Genomic DNA, 15,471 nt, shown 5'->3' with positions numbered 1-15,471 from the left:
GTTGTCGATGTTCGGAGGTCCCGTGATGAAGCCTCTCGCCCGGCTCTTGGTGGCCGCGGTCGTCGCGGCGTCGCTCGTGGTGCCGGTCGGCCAGCCGGCGGCCGCCGCGCCGGCGGGGCCGCGGCGGGTGATCGCGAACCTGTTCGAGTGGAACTGGGTCTCGGTCGGCAACGAGTGCACAAGCTTCCTCGGGCCGCGCGGCTACGGCTACGTCCAGGTCTCGCCGCCGCAGGAGCACGTGCGCGGCCAGGAGTGGTGGGTCGCCTACCAGCCGGTGAGCTACCGGATCGAGTCGCGCAAGGGGACCCGGGCGCAGTTCGCCGCGATGGTCAGCGCCTGTCACGCCGCCGGGGTCAAGGTGATCGTCGACGCCGTCGTCAACCACATGGCCAACGAGGACAAGACCGGTCCCGGGTGGGCCGGGTCGGCCTGGAGCCACTACACCTATCCCGGCATCTACCAGACGCAGGACTTCCACCACTGTGGCCGCAACGGGAACGACGACATCCGTAACTACGGCGACCGGTACGAGGTGCAGAACTGCGAGCTGGTCAACCTGGCCGACCTGAACACGGGCGCCGACTACGTGCGCGGGCGGCTGGCCGCCTATCTCAACGACCTGCTGAGCCTCGGGGTCGACGGGTTCCGGATGGACGCGAGCAAGCACATGGCGGCCGCCGACATCGCCAACATCAAGGGGCGGCTGTCGCGGTCCGCGTACATCGTGCAGGAGGTCATCTTCGGTGCCGGCGAGCCGATCACGCCGGGGGAGTACACCGGGAACGGCGACGTGCACGAGTTCCGGTACGGCAAGGACCTCGCCCGGATGTTCCGGTCGGAGCGGCTGGCCTACCTGCGGGACTTCGGCGAGGCGTGGGGCTACCTGCCGGCCGGGTCCGCGGCCGTGTTCGTCGACAACCACGACACGCAGCGGGACGTCGCCGGTGTGCTGACCTATCGCGACAACGGCAGCTACGCCCTGGCCAACGCGTTCATGCTCGCGTGGCCCTACGGTTCGCCGACCGTGATGTCCAGCTACGAGTTCAGCTCGCGGGACCAGGGGCCGCCGTCGGACGCGAGCGGCCGCACGAACAACGCGACCTGCTTCAGCGGCGGCTGGCGCTGCGAGCACCGCTGGCAGGTGATCGCCAACATGGTCGCGTTCCGCAACGCGGTCGAGGGCACGCCGGTGGTCAACTGGTACGACAACGGCAACAACCACATCGCGTTCGGGCGCGGTTCGGCCGGCTACCTCACGATCAACGACGAGGACGGTGCGATCAACGGCCGGTCGTACGACTCGAACCTCCCCGCGGGCCGCTACTGCGACGTCATCCACGGCGAACGCACGGGCTCGACCTGCACCGGCCCGGTGATCACGGTCGACGGCGGCGGCTGGTTCGCCGCCAACATCCCCGCGCACGACGCGGTGGCCCTGCACATCGGCGCGAAGCTGCCCTAGTGTTGGCCCCATGGCATCGGGGCGTGTGCTCGTGATCGGCCTGGATCCCGCCATGTTCGAGGAGTGGGACCCGGCACCGGTCCAGGCCGCGATCGCGCGCGGCGAGGCCCGGTTCGCCGACCTCGGCATCGCGGCCGACATGTGCCTGGTCGCGGTCGACGACGCCGCGGAGAAGACGATCGTCGCGGCGCTGACCAGCAACGACTACGCCTGCGTCGTGGTCGGCGGCGGCATCCGCAAGCACGAGCCCTACCTCGAGTTCTTCGAGAAGGTGGTCAACCTGGTGCGGCTCCACGCGCCGGGCGCGGCCATCGCCTTCAACAGCCGGCCCGACGACACCCCGGACGCCGCCCTGCGCTGGCTGGGGAACTAGAAGCCGAGGCCCAGCGGCCCCGTCATCGCGCCGCCGTCGACCGGGAGCACCACGCCCGTGACGAAGGACGCGTCGTCGGAGGCCAGGAACGCGACCGCGGCCGCGATGTCCTCCGGCTCGCCCACCCGGCCGGCCGGGTAACGGCTCGCCAGGTCGTCCAACAAGGCCAGTCGCTCCGGCCCGCGGCCGGTCCACACCCGCGTCCGGATCGTTCCGGGCGCGACGATGTTGAACCGCACCCCGAGCGAGGGCGATCCCTGCTTGGCCAGCTCACGGCGCGAGTAGAGCACGGCGAGGTTCTGGGTGAGGCTCTGCAGCCCCGCCTTCGCCGTCGAGTAGACCAGGTCGCCGAACGCCGCCAGGCCGTTGATCGAGCCGATCGACACCACGCTGCCGCCTGCGGGTGCGGTCAGCAGCTGCGGCAGGGCCGCCTGGATGCAGGCGACCGCGCCGTGCAGGGTCGGGCCGGCCTCGCCGCGCCACGCGGCCTCGTCGATCTCCTCGAACGGCGTGCCCAGGCTGACACCCACGTTGTTGACCAGCACGTCCAAGCGGCCGTGCCGGGCGACCACCGCCGCCACCGCCGCGTCCACGGTCGCGCGGTCCGTCACGTCGCACACCAGCGGCAGCGCGTCGCCACCGAGCTCGGCGGCGGCCGCCCGCACCGCGTCCTCGTCCAGATCCGCCAGTGCCACCGCCGCACCCTCGGCGGCGAGCCGGGCGGCGACGGCGCGGCCAATGCCGTGCGCCGCCCCGGTCACCAACGCCACCCGCCCGTCGAACCGTCGCATGGCTTAGATCATGAACTGCGCGGGCCGAACCCGCCACCGGGTCCGCGGCGCGAAAACCGCGGACCCGGGTCCGTTCGTCAGGCGCGCAGGAACTTGTCGACCGGCAGCGCCCGGTCGACGACGCGCACGTCGCCGATCCAGCCGTAGAAGGCCGACTCGACGATCCGGTCGTAGTGGTAGGCGCCGAGGAACCACGGCTCGTGCGAGGTCGACAGCCCCTTGGCCGGCGTCGACGGGTTGCGCAGCAGCTCCGCGCCGTCGACGTACAGCGTCGTGTTCCGCCCGTCGTTGACCACCGCGACGTGGAACCACTGCCCGGCCCGCATCTCGTGGCCCCAGTTCGTGGCGATGTCGTTCTGGTTGAGCGGGAAGACCGCCCACTGCAACGCCATCCCGTCGGACATGCTGAGCGTGGCGATCGGCTCGGCCGGGTCGCCGCCGGTCTTGCCCGTGTCGGCGCCGGCACCGAACCGGCTCAGGATGCTCATCCACGCGTGGTTGGTGCTGCGGACGTCCTCCGGCAGCTTGACGAACGCCTCGATCGTGTAGCCGTTCGGGAACGTCGCGTCGTTGATCGGCGCGCCGTCGATCGTACGCAGGTAGGCGCCCCGCGCCGGCTTCTTGCCGCCGTCGAAGAACAGGCTGGCGTGCGCCGGCTGGTCGCCGTCGTGCTCGGCCGACCAGCGCAGCGTCTCCGCCGCGCTCCCGGCGATCGTGACCCGCTCGAGGTGGTTGCCCTGGCCGGACAGGTCCTGGATCCGGAAGCCCGCGGGGACCGCGGTCCCGTCGGCGCGACCCTGGTCGAACCGCCAGTACGCGACCGTGCCCTTGGTGAGCACCGCGGCCGGCCCGCGCGGCGGCCGCGGCGCCACCGGCGCGAATCCCGCGAAGCGCGCCGCGAAGTCGATCGCCATGCTGAACCGGTTGGTCGGGTCGGTCAGCTCGATCTCGCGCTGCTCCAGCTCGTTGCGCCCCGCTGGCTCCTGACCGAGGATCCACGGCGAGATCGTCTCGACGTCGATCGTGTCGCGGGCCAGGTCGAAGTGGTACAGCCGCAGCATCGCGCCGCCGCCGTAGTAGCGGTCCTGGTAGTTGGTGATGTGCACGTGCACGTCCCGCCCGGCGGCGTTCTCGAGGACGGTCCGCCCCGGCGGCCAGTAGTGGCCGTTCAGCGTCAGGAAGATCTGGTCGCTGTCCTTGACCAGCCCGTCCCAGAGCCGGCGGCCGTGGTCCGACATCTGCGCGGCGCCGTCGTCGCCGGCGAACGCGAGGTCGTGGGTCGTCAGGATCACCGGCGTACGCGGGTGCGCCTTCAGAACGCCCTTGGCCCAGGCCAGCGTGGCGTCGGAGGGCCGCCAGTCGAGGGCGAACACCAGCCACTCGCGACCGGCCGCCCGGAAGACGTGGTAGGTGTTGTAGCCGTCGGGCGTGGCGCCGCGATAGGTGGCGAGCGGGCGGAAGCGGGCCGGTCCGAAGACGTCGAGGTACGGGCTCGGCCCGCGCTGGTCGGTCGTGTTCGGGTTGATGTCGTGGTTGCCGGCGAGCACGCTGTACGGCGTACGCCGACGGTCGAGGACCTTGAACACCTCGCCCGCGGCCGTCAGCTCGCTGGCCAGCGCGTTCTCGACGATGTCGCCGAGGTGCGCGGTGAAGACGATGTTCTCGTCGGCCTGGCGCTCCTGGATCCAGCGCAAGGTCGCGGTCAGCGGCGCGGGGTCACCCCGGTCGGTGTCGAAGAGATACTGCGTGTCGGGAATGACGGCGAGCGTGAACCGCGGGTGCTCGGTGTCGGGCTTCCCGGCGCTCTTGGCGCTGCTGGCGCTCGCGGTGCCCGGCACGAACGCGGCGACGGCCGCACCGGCGCCCGCCAGACCGGCGCCGGCGAGCAGGCTGCGCCGGCTCGGTGTCAAAGACATGGTGGCTCCTTGTCAACGGTTGATCCGGGCCCAGTAGGCGCGCCAACCGCGAACAAGGATCACGGCGACGGGCGAACGCCGACCGAATAGCCCGTAAACCTCGCTGTCAGCCCGTTGGGCGGTTCGCCGGGAGCCGGGCGCGGGCGGCCGCGACCAGCGCGCGGACGCCGGCGGTCACGGCGGCCGGGTCGTCGACGAACGCCGGGAACGACCCGATCGTGGTGATCTCGGGCTCGCGCGGCGCGGGCTCGCCGCGGAGGATCCGCTCGATCGCGGCCAGCAGCCGGTCGCGCACCTCGTCGTCGTGCGTCCGCGTGCTGACCAGCAGCGCCGCGCTCGCCGCGGTTCCGGCGCGCACCGAGCCGACCGTGACCACAGTGGGCTCCCGGGACCCGATGCCGTGCGGCGGCAGGACGGTCGCGGCGGAAAGCACGACCGACCCCTCCGGCGACGGCCCGTGCACGCCGCGGGCGAAGAGCACGACGCGCGGCGTGTCCGCCGCGGCGAACGCCGGCCCGGGCCGCAGGGCCAGGGGCCGGAACACCAGCAGCAGCGTGCCGCGCCAGGTCGCCCGGCTGTGTGCGAGCTGCGCCGCGGCGCCGAGCAGGCAGGTGACGTGCACGTCGTGCCCGCACGTGGGCAGGACCGCCGCGGTCGGCACCCGCAGCGTGTCCATGTCGGCGCGCAGCAGGGCGGTCGGGCCGGTGCCGTTGCGCAGGACGCCGACCACGCCGGTGCCGTCGACCGCTGGGACCCGCACTGGCCCGAGCCGTTCCGCATCGTGCAGAACCGCGGCACCGGGCTGCTCATCCAGGGTGCCCGCGAGTGGCGGGACTACGCCGTCACCGCCGACGTCACGCCCCACCTGGCCGAGGCCGCCGGCGTGGCCGCCCGCGTGCAGGGCCTGCGCCGTTACTACGCCCTGCGGCTGGCCGGCCGCAGACGCGTCGAGCTGGTCCGCCACCTCGACGGCCCGGCGCCGCTGGTGCTCGCCAGCCGCGCGTACCCCTGGGAGTTCGGCGACACCCATCAGCTGCGCCTGCGGGTCACCGGCTCCCGGATCACCGCACAGGTCGACGGCGAGCCGCTGTTCGACCTCGAAGACACCGCCCTGTCCTGCGGCGGCGTGGCCCTGCTGATCGAGCAGGGACGCACCGCCACGCAGGCCGTCCAGATCCAACCCATTCCCTCGGAGGACGACGCATCATGACCGCATCGCTGTCCCGCCGGCGGTTCCTCGCCGGTGCGGGGCTGACCGCCCTCGGCCTGTCCAGCCCGAGCCTCCTGCTCGCCGCCTGCGGCGACAGCGGCGGATCCGCCGGCACCGGCACCGGCAAGGTGGACCTCTGGCTCGACATCCAGGGCGACGCCAACCAGAAGTACTTCACCGAGAAGGTGGTGGCCGCCTTCGAGAAGGCCAAGCCGGAGATCGACCTCAACACCACCTTCTACAAGGGCGAGGACCTGCGCCGCCTGGTGCAGACCGCGCTGCAGTCCCGGTCCGGCCCCGACATCGTGCGCGGCCCGAGCGCGACGCAGACGATCGCCTGGAGCAAGGCGCACCTGCTGGCCGACCTCAACCCGTACGTCGAGAAGTTCGGGTTGAAGGACAAACTGTCGAGCTGGGCGATGGACGCGTTCACCACCGACGGCAAGCTGTACGCGCTGCCGATGCGCGTCGACACCATGCTGCTCTACTACAACAAGACGCTGTTCACGCAGAAGGGCTGGAGCCAGCCGACGGACCGGGCGTCGCTGGAGGCGCTCGCCACCGAGGCCGCCGGGCAGGGCATCGTGCCGTTCGGATCGTCGAACGTCGACTGGAAGGCCGCCGGCGAGTGGCTGATGACGGTCTTCTGGAACCACTACTCCGGCCCGGACGCGCTGCGCCAGGCGCTCACCGGCGAGACCAAGTTCACCGACCCGGTGTTCGTCGACGCGGTCAACCTGATCAAGGGCTACTTCGACAAGGGCTGGATCGGCGGCAGCGTCGACAAGTACTTCGCCGTCCCGTCCCAGGAGATCGGGGCGAACTTCGGCAAGGGCAAGGTCGCCATGATCCCGCAGGGCAACTGGTTCATGAGCCAGGTCGGCCAGTATTTCGGCGCCAAGGCGAAGAACGAGAACGAATGGGACTGGATGGCCACCCCGCCGCTGCGGGCTGAGGTCAAGGCCGGCATGTTCCCGCTGGGCATCGGCGGCTCGTTCGCGATCAACGAGGCGAGCAAGAATAAGGACGCCGCGGCCGAGTACCTGAACTGGTACTACGGCGACAAGACCGCCGCGCTCCAGCGGATGGCGGACGTGCCGTCGACGTACAACATCCCGATCGACTTCGCGGACGGCGACATCCCGAGCAGCATCGACCCGCGGTCGGGCCGGGCGCTCACCGAGATCAACAAGGCGGTCGCGGCCGGCGACTACGGCTTCGTCACCTGGACCTGGTGGCCGCCGAAGACCGACGTCTTCGTGTACGAGGGCCTCGAGCAGGTGTTGACCGGCAAGCTGACGCCGGCCGCGTACTGCGCGCAGCTCGACAAGATGTTCACCGAGGAGAAGGCCGACGGGAACCTGCCGCAGCTGCCCGCCAAGGGGCCCGGCAAGTGACCGCCACCGCCGCGCCCACCACCAAGGCTCCGTCGGGCGCCCGCCGGGCCCGGCGGCGCGCGGCGGTGGTCGGGTGGGCGTTCCTCGCGCCGCTGCTCCTGCTCAACCTGGTCGTCGTGGCCGGGCCGTCGGTGGCGACCGTGTACTACTCGTTCACCGACTGGTCCGGTCTCGGCCCGGCGTCCTTCATCGGCCTCGACAACTATGTCGAGGCGTTCGGCGACGCGAAGGTGCACGAGGCTCTGCTGCACAACCTGATCTGGTTCGTGCTGTTCCTGTCGGTGCCGATGGCGATGGGCCTGCTCGGCGCCTACCTGCTCAGCCAAGTCAAGCGCTTCTCCATGCTGTTCCGCGCGCTCTACTTCATCCCGTACGTGGTGGCCAGCGTGGTCAACGCCGCGGTGTGGAAGATGCTGCTCTCACCGACCAGCGGGATCGGGCACCTGCTGGGCACCGACCAGTCCTGGCTCGGCGACACCCGCACCTCGCTCTACAGCGTCAACTTCGTCGTCGACTGGCACTGGTGGGGCTTCCTCGCGGTCATCTTCCTCTCGGCGATGCAGGGCGTGGACCCGTCGCTGTACGACGCGGCCAAAGTGGACGGTGCGAGCAACTGGCAACAGTATCGCCACATCACGCTGCCGGGCATCCGCCCGACGATGGTGTTCATCGTGCTGATGACGGTGATCTGGTCGCTCAAGGCGTTCGACTACATCTTCATCATGACCCAGGGCGGCCCCGCCGGGTCCAGCGAGGTGGTCTCGACGCTGATGTACAAGCAGGCGTTCAACGAGTACGAGGCCGGCTACGCGGCCGCGCTGGGGCTGTCGATGACGCTCGTGACCGCCGTGATCCTCGCGGTCTACCAGTGGATGCGCCGCAAGGGCTGGGAGGATTCATGAGCACCACGACTTTGCAGCGGCCGGCATCTTCCGGGGTGGCGCCGCCGGCGCCGCGTCGCCGCCGCTTCGGGCTGCGGGGCAGCACCTACTACCTGATCCTGGTCGTGCTCGCGCTGTTCGCGGTCGGGCCGCTGGTCGCCGTGCTGTTCAACGCGTTCAAGAACAACGCCGAGATCGGCAGCAACCCGCTCGCGCCGCCGACCTCGTTCACGCTCGACAACTTCACCACCGCGTGGTCGCAGGGCGACTTCGCCACGACCATGCGCAACAGCCTGATCATCTGCGCGGGCTCGGTGCTCGGCACGTGCGTGATCGCCGGGCTGGCCGCGTTCGCGCTCAGCCAGCTCAAGGTGCCCGGCGGCGGCGCCGTCATCGGCTACCTGTTCCTCGGCAGCGCGCTGCCCGTACAACTCTTCCTGGTGCCGTTGTTCTTCCTCTGGACCCAGCTGCACCTGACCGACAACCTGTTCGGGCTGATCATCATCTACTGGGCCACCGACGCGCCGTTCGCGACGCTGCTGCTGCGCTCGTTCCTGCTGAAGATCCCGCCGGACTTCACCGAGGCCGCCCGCCTCGACGGCGCGTCCAGCCTGCAGATCGCCTGGCGGGTCGTGCTGCCGCTGGCCTGGCCCGGCTTCCTGACCGTCGCGCTGATCGTCGCGCTCTGGTCCTGGAACGAGTTCTTCTGGGCGATCACGTTCATCCACACGCCCGAGCTGCGGCCGGTGTCGACCAGCTTCCTGGCCTTCCAGGACCAGAACTCCACCGACTGGGGCCTGACCAGCGCGGCGGCGATCTTCATGCTGGCGCCCGTCGTGGTGCTGTTCCTGGCCCTGCAGCGCAAGTTCGTCAGCGGCCTGACCTCCGGAGGTATCAAGTGAGCCGGCCCAACGTCATTCTGATCATCTCGGACCAGCTCCGCCGTGCGGCGCTCGGCTGCTACGGCGATCCGAACGTCAGCACGCCGAACATCGACGCGCTGGCGGCCGCCGGGACCCGGTTCGACGCCGCCTCCTCCACGTACCCCGTCTGCGTCCCCTACCGGTTCACGCTCATGACCGGGGAGTACGCCCACACGCGGTTCATCCCGTCGATCGAGTGGCGGATGTCGCCCGCCGAGCGGACCCTGGCCGACGAGCTCAACGACGCCGGCTACGCGACCGCGCTGTTCGGCAAGTGGCACCTCTACGGCAACTTCGGCCACTACCCCGGACACAACGTCGTCAAGGCGTCCCGGACGCCGGTGCCGCGGCCGTTCCAGGGCCGGTTCGAGCGGTTCGGCGGGTTCGACATCTGCAACGACCCGTGGGACACGTACTACTGGAACGAGGACGACCCGACCCCGCACAAGATCGAGGGGTTCCAGACCGACGGGCTGTTCGACCTGGCCATCTCGCATCTGGACGAGGTGGGCGACCGGCCGTTCGCGACCGTGCTCTCGGTCGAGCCACCCCACCCCATCTTCACCGCACCGGAGTCCTATCTGGAGCGTTGGCGGGACCGCGAGATCGTGCTGCGGGACAACGTGGACCTGGGCAAGGACTACAACAAGCGAGGGCCGCACGGCCGGGACGTGATCGACGACCTGCGGGTCTACTACGCGATGATCGAGAACCTCGACGACAACGTCGGGCGGCTCGTGGCCGCGCTCCGGGCCAACGGACAGCTCGACAACACGATCATCGCGTTGACGGCCGACCATGGCGAGCTGCTCGGCTCGCACGGGCTGCTGGCCAAGCAACGGCCGTGGGAGGAGTCGCTCGGCATCCCGCTGATCGTCTCCGGCGCCGGCACGCCTGCCTCCGTGGTCGACGACCCGGTCTGCACCGAGGACCTGTTCCCGACGCTGCTCGGGCTCGCGGGAGTCGCACCGCGCGACCCGAAGCCGGGGATCGACCTGAGCCCGCTGGTGCGGGGGGAGGCCGCGGGCATCGACCGCGACGGCGTGCTGCTCGAGTTCGTGGCCGAGATGCGGCCCGGGCTGCCGTTCCACGACGAGACCTGGCGGGGCGTCCGGACCCGCCGCTACAAGTACACGGTGCTCGGCGACGCGCACGGCGGCCGGCCCTGGCAGTTCTTCGACCTCGAGAACGACCCCTACGAGATGACCAACCTGGTCGACGACCCGGCGCACGCGGACGAGGTGGCCCGCCACCACGCGCTGCTGCGGTCCCGGCTGGCCGAGACCTACGACCACTACGTCCTCGCGCCCGCGTTCGGGGCGGCCGGGCTCAACGAGTGGGACCCGGAAGCCAAGTTCCAACGCCGATTCGGCTGAGACAGGAAGCGGGTACGCCCATGCCACGCAACCTCCGCCCGTTGATCGCCGTCGCCGCGCTCGTGGCCGCCCTGCTGCCGGCGGGCGCCGCCCGCGCGGACGGGCCGCCCTACAGCGGCCAGCAGTACGACTTCGCCGGCACGGTCACCCCGATCAACGGGACCGTGCCCGTGGTCGACGACATCGCCGACAGCATCACCGCGTCGACGGCGGCCACCGTCGACGAGATCGCCGCGCACCGGGCGACCCTGCCCTACGGCGACATCGACCCGGCACCGGGCACGCCCGACCAGCTCACCACGTACCCCGGGCCGGCCGGGATCCCGGCCTCGGACCAGTACGCGGTCACCGTCGCGCAGGCGGGCGGCCCGGTGCCGTCGTTCGTCTACAGGTCGACCGCCAAGAAGACCGACACCAACCGGGAAGCCGACACGTCCTGGACGTCGTTCTCGTTCTCCGGTGCGGTGACGGTCCGGGTCACGAAGAACACCCCGGGCGCGTCCGGCTGCCTGGTGCGGCCCTACTCGGCGGCGGTCACGACCAGCTTCGCCGGCAACACGTGCACGTTCACCGTGACCCGGCCGGGCAACCTGTCCGTCGAGTTCCAGCCGGAGATCCACAACCCGGTGCTCCACCCGATGCTGGTGTTCGCGAACCCGCCGGAGGTGGACGTGCCGTCGCCGAGCGACCCGAACGTGCGCTACTTCGGGCCCGGCGTCCACAACGTCGGGTCGAGCCAGCCGATCCTGTCCGGGCAGACCATCTACGTGGCGGGCGGCGCGTTCGTGTCCGCCGCGTTCATCGCCACCGGCGCCGTGCACGACGTCACCATCAAGGGCCGGGGCATCATCTCCGGCCTGTTCATGGACACCGGCAACCAGGATCTGAACAAGAACCAGCCCGGGATGATCGACATCGCGGACCAGACCTCGTCGAACCTCCTCGTGGAGGGCGTCACGTTCGTCGACGCTCCCCGCTTCAACGTCCGGGCGCTCGCCCGGTACACGACCATCCACAATGTCAAGACGATGTCCTGGTGGTACAGCACCGACGGGATGGTCGGCGGCAACAAGAGCGTGCTGGAGAACAACTTCGTCAAGTCCAACGACGACTCGGTCAAGCTGTTCTGGGGCGACACGATCGCCCGGCACAACACGATCTGGCAGCTCGAGAACGGCGCGCCGTTCATGATCAGCTGGAACATCCACGAGGACAACTCGACGTTCCACGTCTACGACAACGACGTCATCCACGCCGAGCACTACCAGATCGAGAAGTCCGGCATCTTCCGCGCGCTGCACGCCGGCAGCGGCACGCTCTCCCGCTATCTCTTCGAGGACATCCGGGTCGAGAACGCCACCTTCCGGCTGTTCAACCTCACCATCGACAACAACAAATGGTATGACCCTTCGCTCGGATACGGTGAGATCGAGCAGCTCATCTTCCGGAACATCCACGCGTACACGACGTACACGAAACCGAACATCGTGCGGGGCATCGACAGCACGCACAAGATGCGCAACATCAACTTCCAGAACGTGTACGCCAACGGCGCGTGCCTGAACAACGCCGGGACCTTCGACATCGACCCGGCGACCACCAACGCGGTACGGATCTACCGCAGCACCGATGGGAGCTGCCGCACGTGAACCAGCCCAACATCCTGGTCGTGCTCGCCGACGACATGGGGTGGGGTGACCTCGGCTGCTACGGGTCGAAGATCCCCACACCGCACATCGACGCACTGGCCGCCGGCGGCGTGCGGGCCACGGACGCGCACTCGGCGTCCGCGGTCTGCACGCCCAGCCGGTACGCGCTGATGACCGGTCGCTACGCCTGGCGCGGGCCGCTGAAGAACTTCGTGCTGATGGGCCACGGCCCGGCGCTGATCGAGCCGTCCCGACCGACGCTCGCCTCGGTGCTGCGCGACGCCGGCTACGCCACCGGGGCGTTCGGCAAGTGGCACCTCGGGCTCGGGTGGCGGCACCGGGACGGCTCCGTCCGGGACGCGTTCGCGCCCGGGGCCACGCTGCACGACGACGTCAAGACCGACTTCGGGCACGACATCGACTACACGGCCCCGGTCACCGGCGGCCCGACCGCCCTCGGCTTCGACCGGTTCTTCGGCATCGCCGGGTCGCTGGACATGCCGCCGTACGCCTTCATCGACCAGGACCGCACGGTCGGCGTGCCGGACCGGGAGAAGGCGGAGTACCTCACCGAACAGCGGCCCGGCCTGCAGGTGCCCGGTTTCCGGGAGGACGAGGCGGATGTCCGGTTCGTCGGCGAGGCGGTCCGCTGGCTGTCGACGGTGCCGACCGACCAGCCGTTCCTCTGCTACGTCACGCCGTCGGCGCCGCACCGCCCGAACGTGCCGCCATCCGTGGTCCGCGGCGCGTCCGGTCTAGGCGACCGCGCCGACGGGGTGTGCCTGGTCGACTGGATGGTCGGGCAGCTGGTCGCCGCCATCGATGCCCGTGGTCAGCGCGACAATACGCTGGTGATCGTCACCAGCGACAACGGTGCACCGATGATCTTCACTGACGACGGCGACGTCTCGGTGCACCGCCCCAACGGCGACTGGCGCGGGCAGAAGGGCGACCTCTGGGACGGCGGCCACCGCGAGCCGTTCGTCGCGCACTGGCCCGGCCGGATCCCGGCCGGCACCGTGCTCGACGCGCCGATCTGCCTGACCGACGTGCTACCCACCGCGGCCGCCGCGGCCGGAGCTACGCTGCCGGCCGGCACCGCCGAGGACGGGCGGGACGTCCTAGGCGCCCTGACCGGCGACGCCGCTCCCCCGCCGGCCGACCGGCCGATCGTGCACCACAGCCTCGGCGGCCGGTTCGCGTTGCGGGCCGGGCGATGGAAGGCGGTCTTCGCGCCGGGCTCGGGCGGCGGCTTCTCCGAGCCGTCGATCGACGCGCTTTTCGCGTCAGGCTCAGGCAAGGCCCACAGCAACCCGCCGTGGGACGCGCGGCACCCGGTGGGACAGCTCTACGACGTCCACGCCGACCCTGGCGAGACGACGGACCTGTGGGCCACCGAGCCCGACGTGGTCGCTTCCCTCTACGACCAGCTGCGCGCGATCTGCCGTGACGAGAGCAGCGGCCTGCCGTTCGACGTGCAGGTGCCGGCGTGAGCGGTGCCTGCTGTGCGCCGGGCGGCGGTGACCGCGGCCCCGCGCCCGTCGCGTTGTCGCTCCCGGCGCGGGCGGTCGACCCGGCTGAGGCGGCGCGCGGCATGGTGCGCATCCCGGCAGGCACGTTCTGGATGGGCAGCGACGACGAGGACACGTTTCCCGACGATGGCGAGGGTCCGGTCCGCGAGGTGTCGGTGGCCGCGTTCCGGATCGACGCCAAGGCGGTGACCAACACCCAGTACGCCGCGTTCGTCAAGGCGACCGGGCACGTCACCGACGCCGAACGGTTCGGCTGGTCGTACGTCTTCCACGCGTTCGTCCGCGGCGAGGCGGCGCACCGGGTGCTGGACGGCCACGTGCCGGGTGCGCCGTGGTGGCTGCCGGTCGAGGGCGCGTCCTGGCGTGCACCGGAAGGTCCGGGCTCCGCGGTCGCGAAGCGGGCCAACCACCCCGTCGTGCACGTCTCGTGGCAGGACGCGGCGGCCTACGCGGCCTGGGCGGGCAAGCGGCTCCCGACCGAGGCGGAGTGGGAGAAGGCCGCCCGGGGCGGCCTCGACCGGGCCCGCTTCCCGTGGGGTGACGAGTTCACGCCGCGCGGCCAGCACCGCTGCAACACGTGGCAGGGCACGTTCCCCCGGCAGAACACCGGCGCCGACGGCCACCTCGGCACCGCGCCGGTCAACGCGTTCCGGCCCAACGGGTACGGCCTCTACAACACGTCCGGCAACGTCTGGGAGTGGTGTGCGGACTGGTTCAGCGCGGACTGGCACGCGGCCGCGTCGGCCGAGACCCGCGCGGACCCCGCCGGCCCAGGCACCGGGACGACCCGGGTGATGCGCGGCGGGTCCTACCTCTGCCACGAGTCGTACTGCAACCGCTACCGCGTCTCGGCCCGCACGTCGTCCACACCGGACAGCACCACGGGACACGCCGGCTTCCGGTGCGCGATCGACGAACCGGACACCGGCCGTGGCTGAACCGCGCTGGCAGCGCGAGGGCACGGAACCCGACTACCGCTTCTCGCTGGCCAACGAGCGTACGTTCCTCGCCTGGATCCGCACGGCCCTGGCCCTGCTCGCCGGCGCCATCGCGGTCATCCAGTTCCTGCCCAGCTCGGCGCTGTCCGGCCTGCGGACCGCGTTCGCGGCGGTGCTGGCGATCGGCGGCACCGTCCTGCCGGTGATCGCCTACCGGCGCTGGTCCGCCGTGCAGCGTGCGATGCGCAACGACCGACCGCTGCCGTTCACCCCGCTGCTCGCGGTGGTCTCGGGCGTGATCGGGATCCTCGGCGCGGGCCTGGTGGTGCTCGCGGTGGTCTCGTGAGCCGCCCGGGGCTACAGACCGAACGCACCGCGCTGGCCTGGACCCGCACCGCCGCCGTGGCCTTCGTGACCACCGTCCTGCTGCTCCGCCTCGGCGTACACACCGGGGAGCCGTTGCTCTTCGTCGGTGCGGCGACCGCGCTCGGGCTGGCCTCGCAGGCGCTGTGGCGACGCCGCCGACGGATCGGCGCCGCGGACACGGCGCCGCGGCCCCGGGCGCTGCTGCTGTTCACCGGCCTGGCGACGGTATGTGGCGTGTTGGCCGTCGCAGGGGTGTTCGCGGCCGCCTGATCTTTTCTAGACTGCTCCGCGATGGCGTCCCGGCGGTGGTTCCTGCTCGTCACCGTGCTGCTGGCGGCCGCGGCTCTGCTCGGCGGGTCGGTGGTGCCGCCCGCGCGGGCCGTGCGGCTGCTGCAGCTCAACCTGTGCGCCAGCGGGCAGGCCGCCTGCTACACCGGCCGGTCGATCGACGTCGCCGCCCGCGTCATCCGCGAGACCCGGCCCGACGTCGTCACGCTCAACGAGATCTGCGAGGGCGACGTCGACACGCTCGGCGCAGTGCTCGCCTCCGTGCATGGCGAGCCGGTCGCGTCCGGGTTCCGGGCCGCGCCCTCGACCTCGGCGCTCGCGGAGCTCGTCAACGCCGTCAGCACCTTCCAGGCGAACGAGCTCTCCGCC

At 70.9% G+C, this 15,471-nt stretch carries 15 protein-coding genes and 1 pseudogene; 13 read left to right on the top strand and 3 right to left on the bottom strand.

What is annotated here, in order from left to right; translation table 11 throughout:
• Window positions 1-25 precede the first annotated feature (25 nt).
• Together AB0H87_RS12915 and AB0H87_RS12910 are read left to right on the top strand one after the other, a co-directional pair.
• Window positions 26-1,462, top strand: a complete 1,437-nt coding sequence (locus tag AB0H87_RS12915) for an alpha-amylase family protein (protein WP_360143407.1) — start codon at window positions 26-28, stop codon at window positions 1,460-1,462.
• Between the two features lie 10 nt (window positions 1,463-1,472).
• Window positions 1,473-1,835 (top strand): hypothetical protein, encoded by a 363-nt coding sequence (locus AB0H87_RS12910; RefSeq protein WP_360143404.1) that lies wholly within the window; start codon window positions 1,473-1,475, stop codon window positions 1,833-1,835.
• Here the strand turns inward: AB0H87_RS12910 and AB0H87_RS12905 are convergent.
• The 3 genes from AB0H87_RS12905 to AB0H87_RS12895 all read right to left on the bottom strand — a co-directional run bounded on the left by AB0H87_RS12905 (window position 1,832) and on the right by AB0H87_RS12895 (window position 5,302).
• The gene (locus AB0H87_RS12905) at window positions 1,832-2,626 is read right to left on the bottom strand and encodes an SDR family oxidoreductase (protein ID WP_360143401.1); all 795 of its coding nucleotides are present in this window, start codon (window positions 2,624-2,626) and stop codon (window positions 1,832-1,834) included. The two genes, AB0H87_RS12910 and AB0H87_RS12905, sit on opposite strands and share 4 nt — an antisense overlap.
• 77 nt (window positions 2,627-2,703) lie before the next feature.
• Window positions 2,704-4,542: a LamG-like jellyroll fold domain-containing protein gene (locus AB0H87_RS12900; protein WP_360143398.1), complete on the bottom strand. Its 1,839-nt coding sequence runs from the start codon at window positions 4,540-4,542 to the stop codon at window positions 2,704-2,706.
• A 106-nt stretch (window positions 4,543-4,648) separates the two neighbouring features.
• Entirely contained in the window at window positions 4,649-5,302 is a 654-nt protein-coding gene (locus AB0H87_RS12895) for a hypothetical protein (RefSeq protein ID WP_360143395.1), read from the bottom strand.
• A gap of 21 nt (window positions 5,303-5,323) precedes the next feature.
• Here AB0H87_RS12895 and AB0H87_RS12890 point away from each other — a divergent pair, with 21 nt between their 5' ends.
• The 11 genes and pseudogenes from AB0H87_RS12890 to AB0H87_RS12840 all read left to right on the top strand — a co-directional run.
• Window positions 5,324-5,752: a hypothetical protein gene (locus AB0H87_RS12890; RefSeq protein WP_360143392.1), complete on the top strand. Its 429-nt coding sequence runs from the start codon at window positions 5,324-5,326 to the stop codon at window positions 5,750-5,752.
• Window positions 5,749-7,149, top strand: coding sequence for an extracellular solute-binding protein (locus AB0H87_RS12885; RefSeq protein WP_360143389.1), 1,401 nt, complete (start codon window positions 5,749-5,751; stop codon window positions 7,147-7,149). Before AB0H87_RS12890 ends, AB0H87_RS12885 begins: the two co-directional genes overlap by 4 nt.
• Window positions 7,146-8,051: a sugar ABC transporter permease gene (locus AB0H87_RS12880; protein ID WP_360143386.1), complete on the top strand. Its 906-nt coding sequence runs from the start codon at window positions 7,146-7,148 to the stop codon at window positions 8,049-8,051. The genes AB0H87_RS12885 and AB0H87_RS12880 overlap by 4 nt, the downstream gene beginning before the upstream one ends.
• Window positions 8,048-8,932, top strand: a complete 885-nt coding sequence (locus AB0H87_RS12875) for a carbohydrate ABC transporter permease (RefSeq protein WP_360143383.1) — start codon at window positions 8,048-8,050, stop codon at window positions 8,930-8,932. The genes AB0H87_RS12880 and AB0H87_RS12875 overlap by 4 nt, the downstream gene beginning before the upstream one ends.
• Window positions 8,929-10,329, top strand: a complete 1,401-nt coding sequence (locus AB0H87_RS12870; RefSeq protein ID WP_360143380.1) for a sulfatase — start codon at window positions 8,929-8,931, stop codon at window positions 10,327-10,329. Before AB0H87_RS12875 ends, AB0H87_RS12870 begins: the two co-directional genes overlap by 4 nt.
• A 20-nt stretch (window positions 10,330-10,349) precedes the next feature.
• Complete coding sequence (locus tag AB0H87_RS12865) at window positions 10,350-11,978, top strand: hypothetical protein (RefSeq protein WP_360143376.1); 1,629 nt, start codon at window positions 10,350-10,352, stop codon at window positions 11,976-11,978.
• Window positions 11,975-13,471 (top strand): arylsulfatase, encoded by a 1,497-nt coding sequence (locus tag AB0H87_RS12860; RefSeq protein WP_360143373.1) that lies wholly within the window; start codon window positions 11,975-11,977, stop codon window positions 13,469-13,471. The genes AB0H87_RS12865 and AB0H87_RS12860 overlap by 4 nt, the downstream gene beginning before the upstream one ends.
• Window positions 13,472-13,572: 101 nt before the next feature.
• Window positions 13,573-14,448, top strand: a complete 876-nt coding sequence (locus AB0H87_RS12855) for a formylglycine-generating enzyme family protein (protein ID WP_360143458.1) — start codon at window positions 13,573-13,575, stop codon at window positions 14,446-14,448.
• Window positions 14,441-14,794, top strand: a complete 354-nt coding sequence (locus AB0H87_RS12850) for a DUF202 domain-containing protein (protein ID WP_360143370.1) — start codon at window positions 14,441-14,443, stop codon at window positions 14,792-14,794. Before AB0H87_RS12855 ends, AB0H87_RS12850 begins: the two co-directional genes overlap by 8 nt.
• The gene (locus tag AB0H87_RS12845) at window positions 14,791-15,084 is read left to right on the top strand and encodes a DUF202 domain-containing protein (RefSeq protein WP_360143367.1); all 294 of its coding nucleotides are present in this window, start codon (window positions 14,791-14,793) and stop codon (window positions 15,082-15,084) included. Before AB0H87_RS12850 ends, AB0H87_RS12845 begins: the two co-directional genes overlap by 4 nt.
• A gap of 21 nt (window positions 15,085-15,105) precedes the next feature.
• Window positions 15,106-15,471, top strand: a pseudogene (locus AB0H87_RS12840) (hypothetical protein); the annotation flags it as partial.

The organism is Asanoa sp. NPDC050611 (assembly GCF_040654855.1).
Classification (GTDB): Bacteria; Actinomycetota; Actinomycetes; order Mycobacteriales; family Micromonosporaceae; genus Asanoa.
This window is presented reverse-complemented; position numbering and strand designations above follow the sequence as displayed.

Coding starts and splice junctions, on each gene's coding strand:
- AB0H87_RS12915 (WP_360143407.1), top strand. CDS start 26: ATGAAGCCTCTCGCCCGGCTCTTGGTGGCCGCGGTCGTCGCGGCGTCG.
- AB0H87_RS12910 (WP_360143404.1), top strand. CDS start 1,473: ATGGCATCGGGGCGTGTGCTCGTGATCGGCCTGGATCCCGCCATGTTC.
- AB0H87_RS12905 (WP_360143401.1), bottom strand. CDS start 2,626: ATGCGACGGTTCGACGGGCGGGTGGCGTTGGTGACCGGGGCGGCGCAC.
- AB0H87_RS12900 (WP_360143398.1), bottom strand. CDS start 4,542: ATGTCTTTGACACCGAGCCGGCGCAGCCTGCTCGCCGGCGCCGGTCTG.
- AB0H87_RS12885 (WP_360143389.1), top strand. CDS start 5,749: ATGACCGCATCGCTGTCCCGCCGGCGGTTCCTCGCCGGTGCGGGGCTG.
- AB0H87_RS12875 (WP_360143383.1), top strand. CDS start 8,048: ATGAGCACCACGACTTTGCAGCGGCCGGCATCTTCCGGGGTGGCGCCG.
- AB0H87_RS12865 (WP_360143376.1), top strand. CDS start 10,350: ATGCCACGCAACCTCCGCCCGTTGATCGCCGTCGCCGCGCTCGTGGCC.
- AB0H87_RS12855 (WP_360143458.1), top strand. CDS start 13,573: ATGGTGCGCATCCCGGCAGGCACGTTCTGGATGGGCAGCGACGACGAG.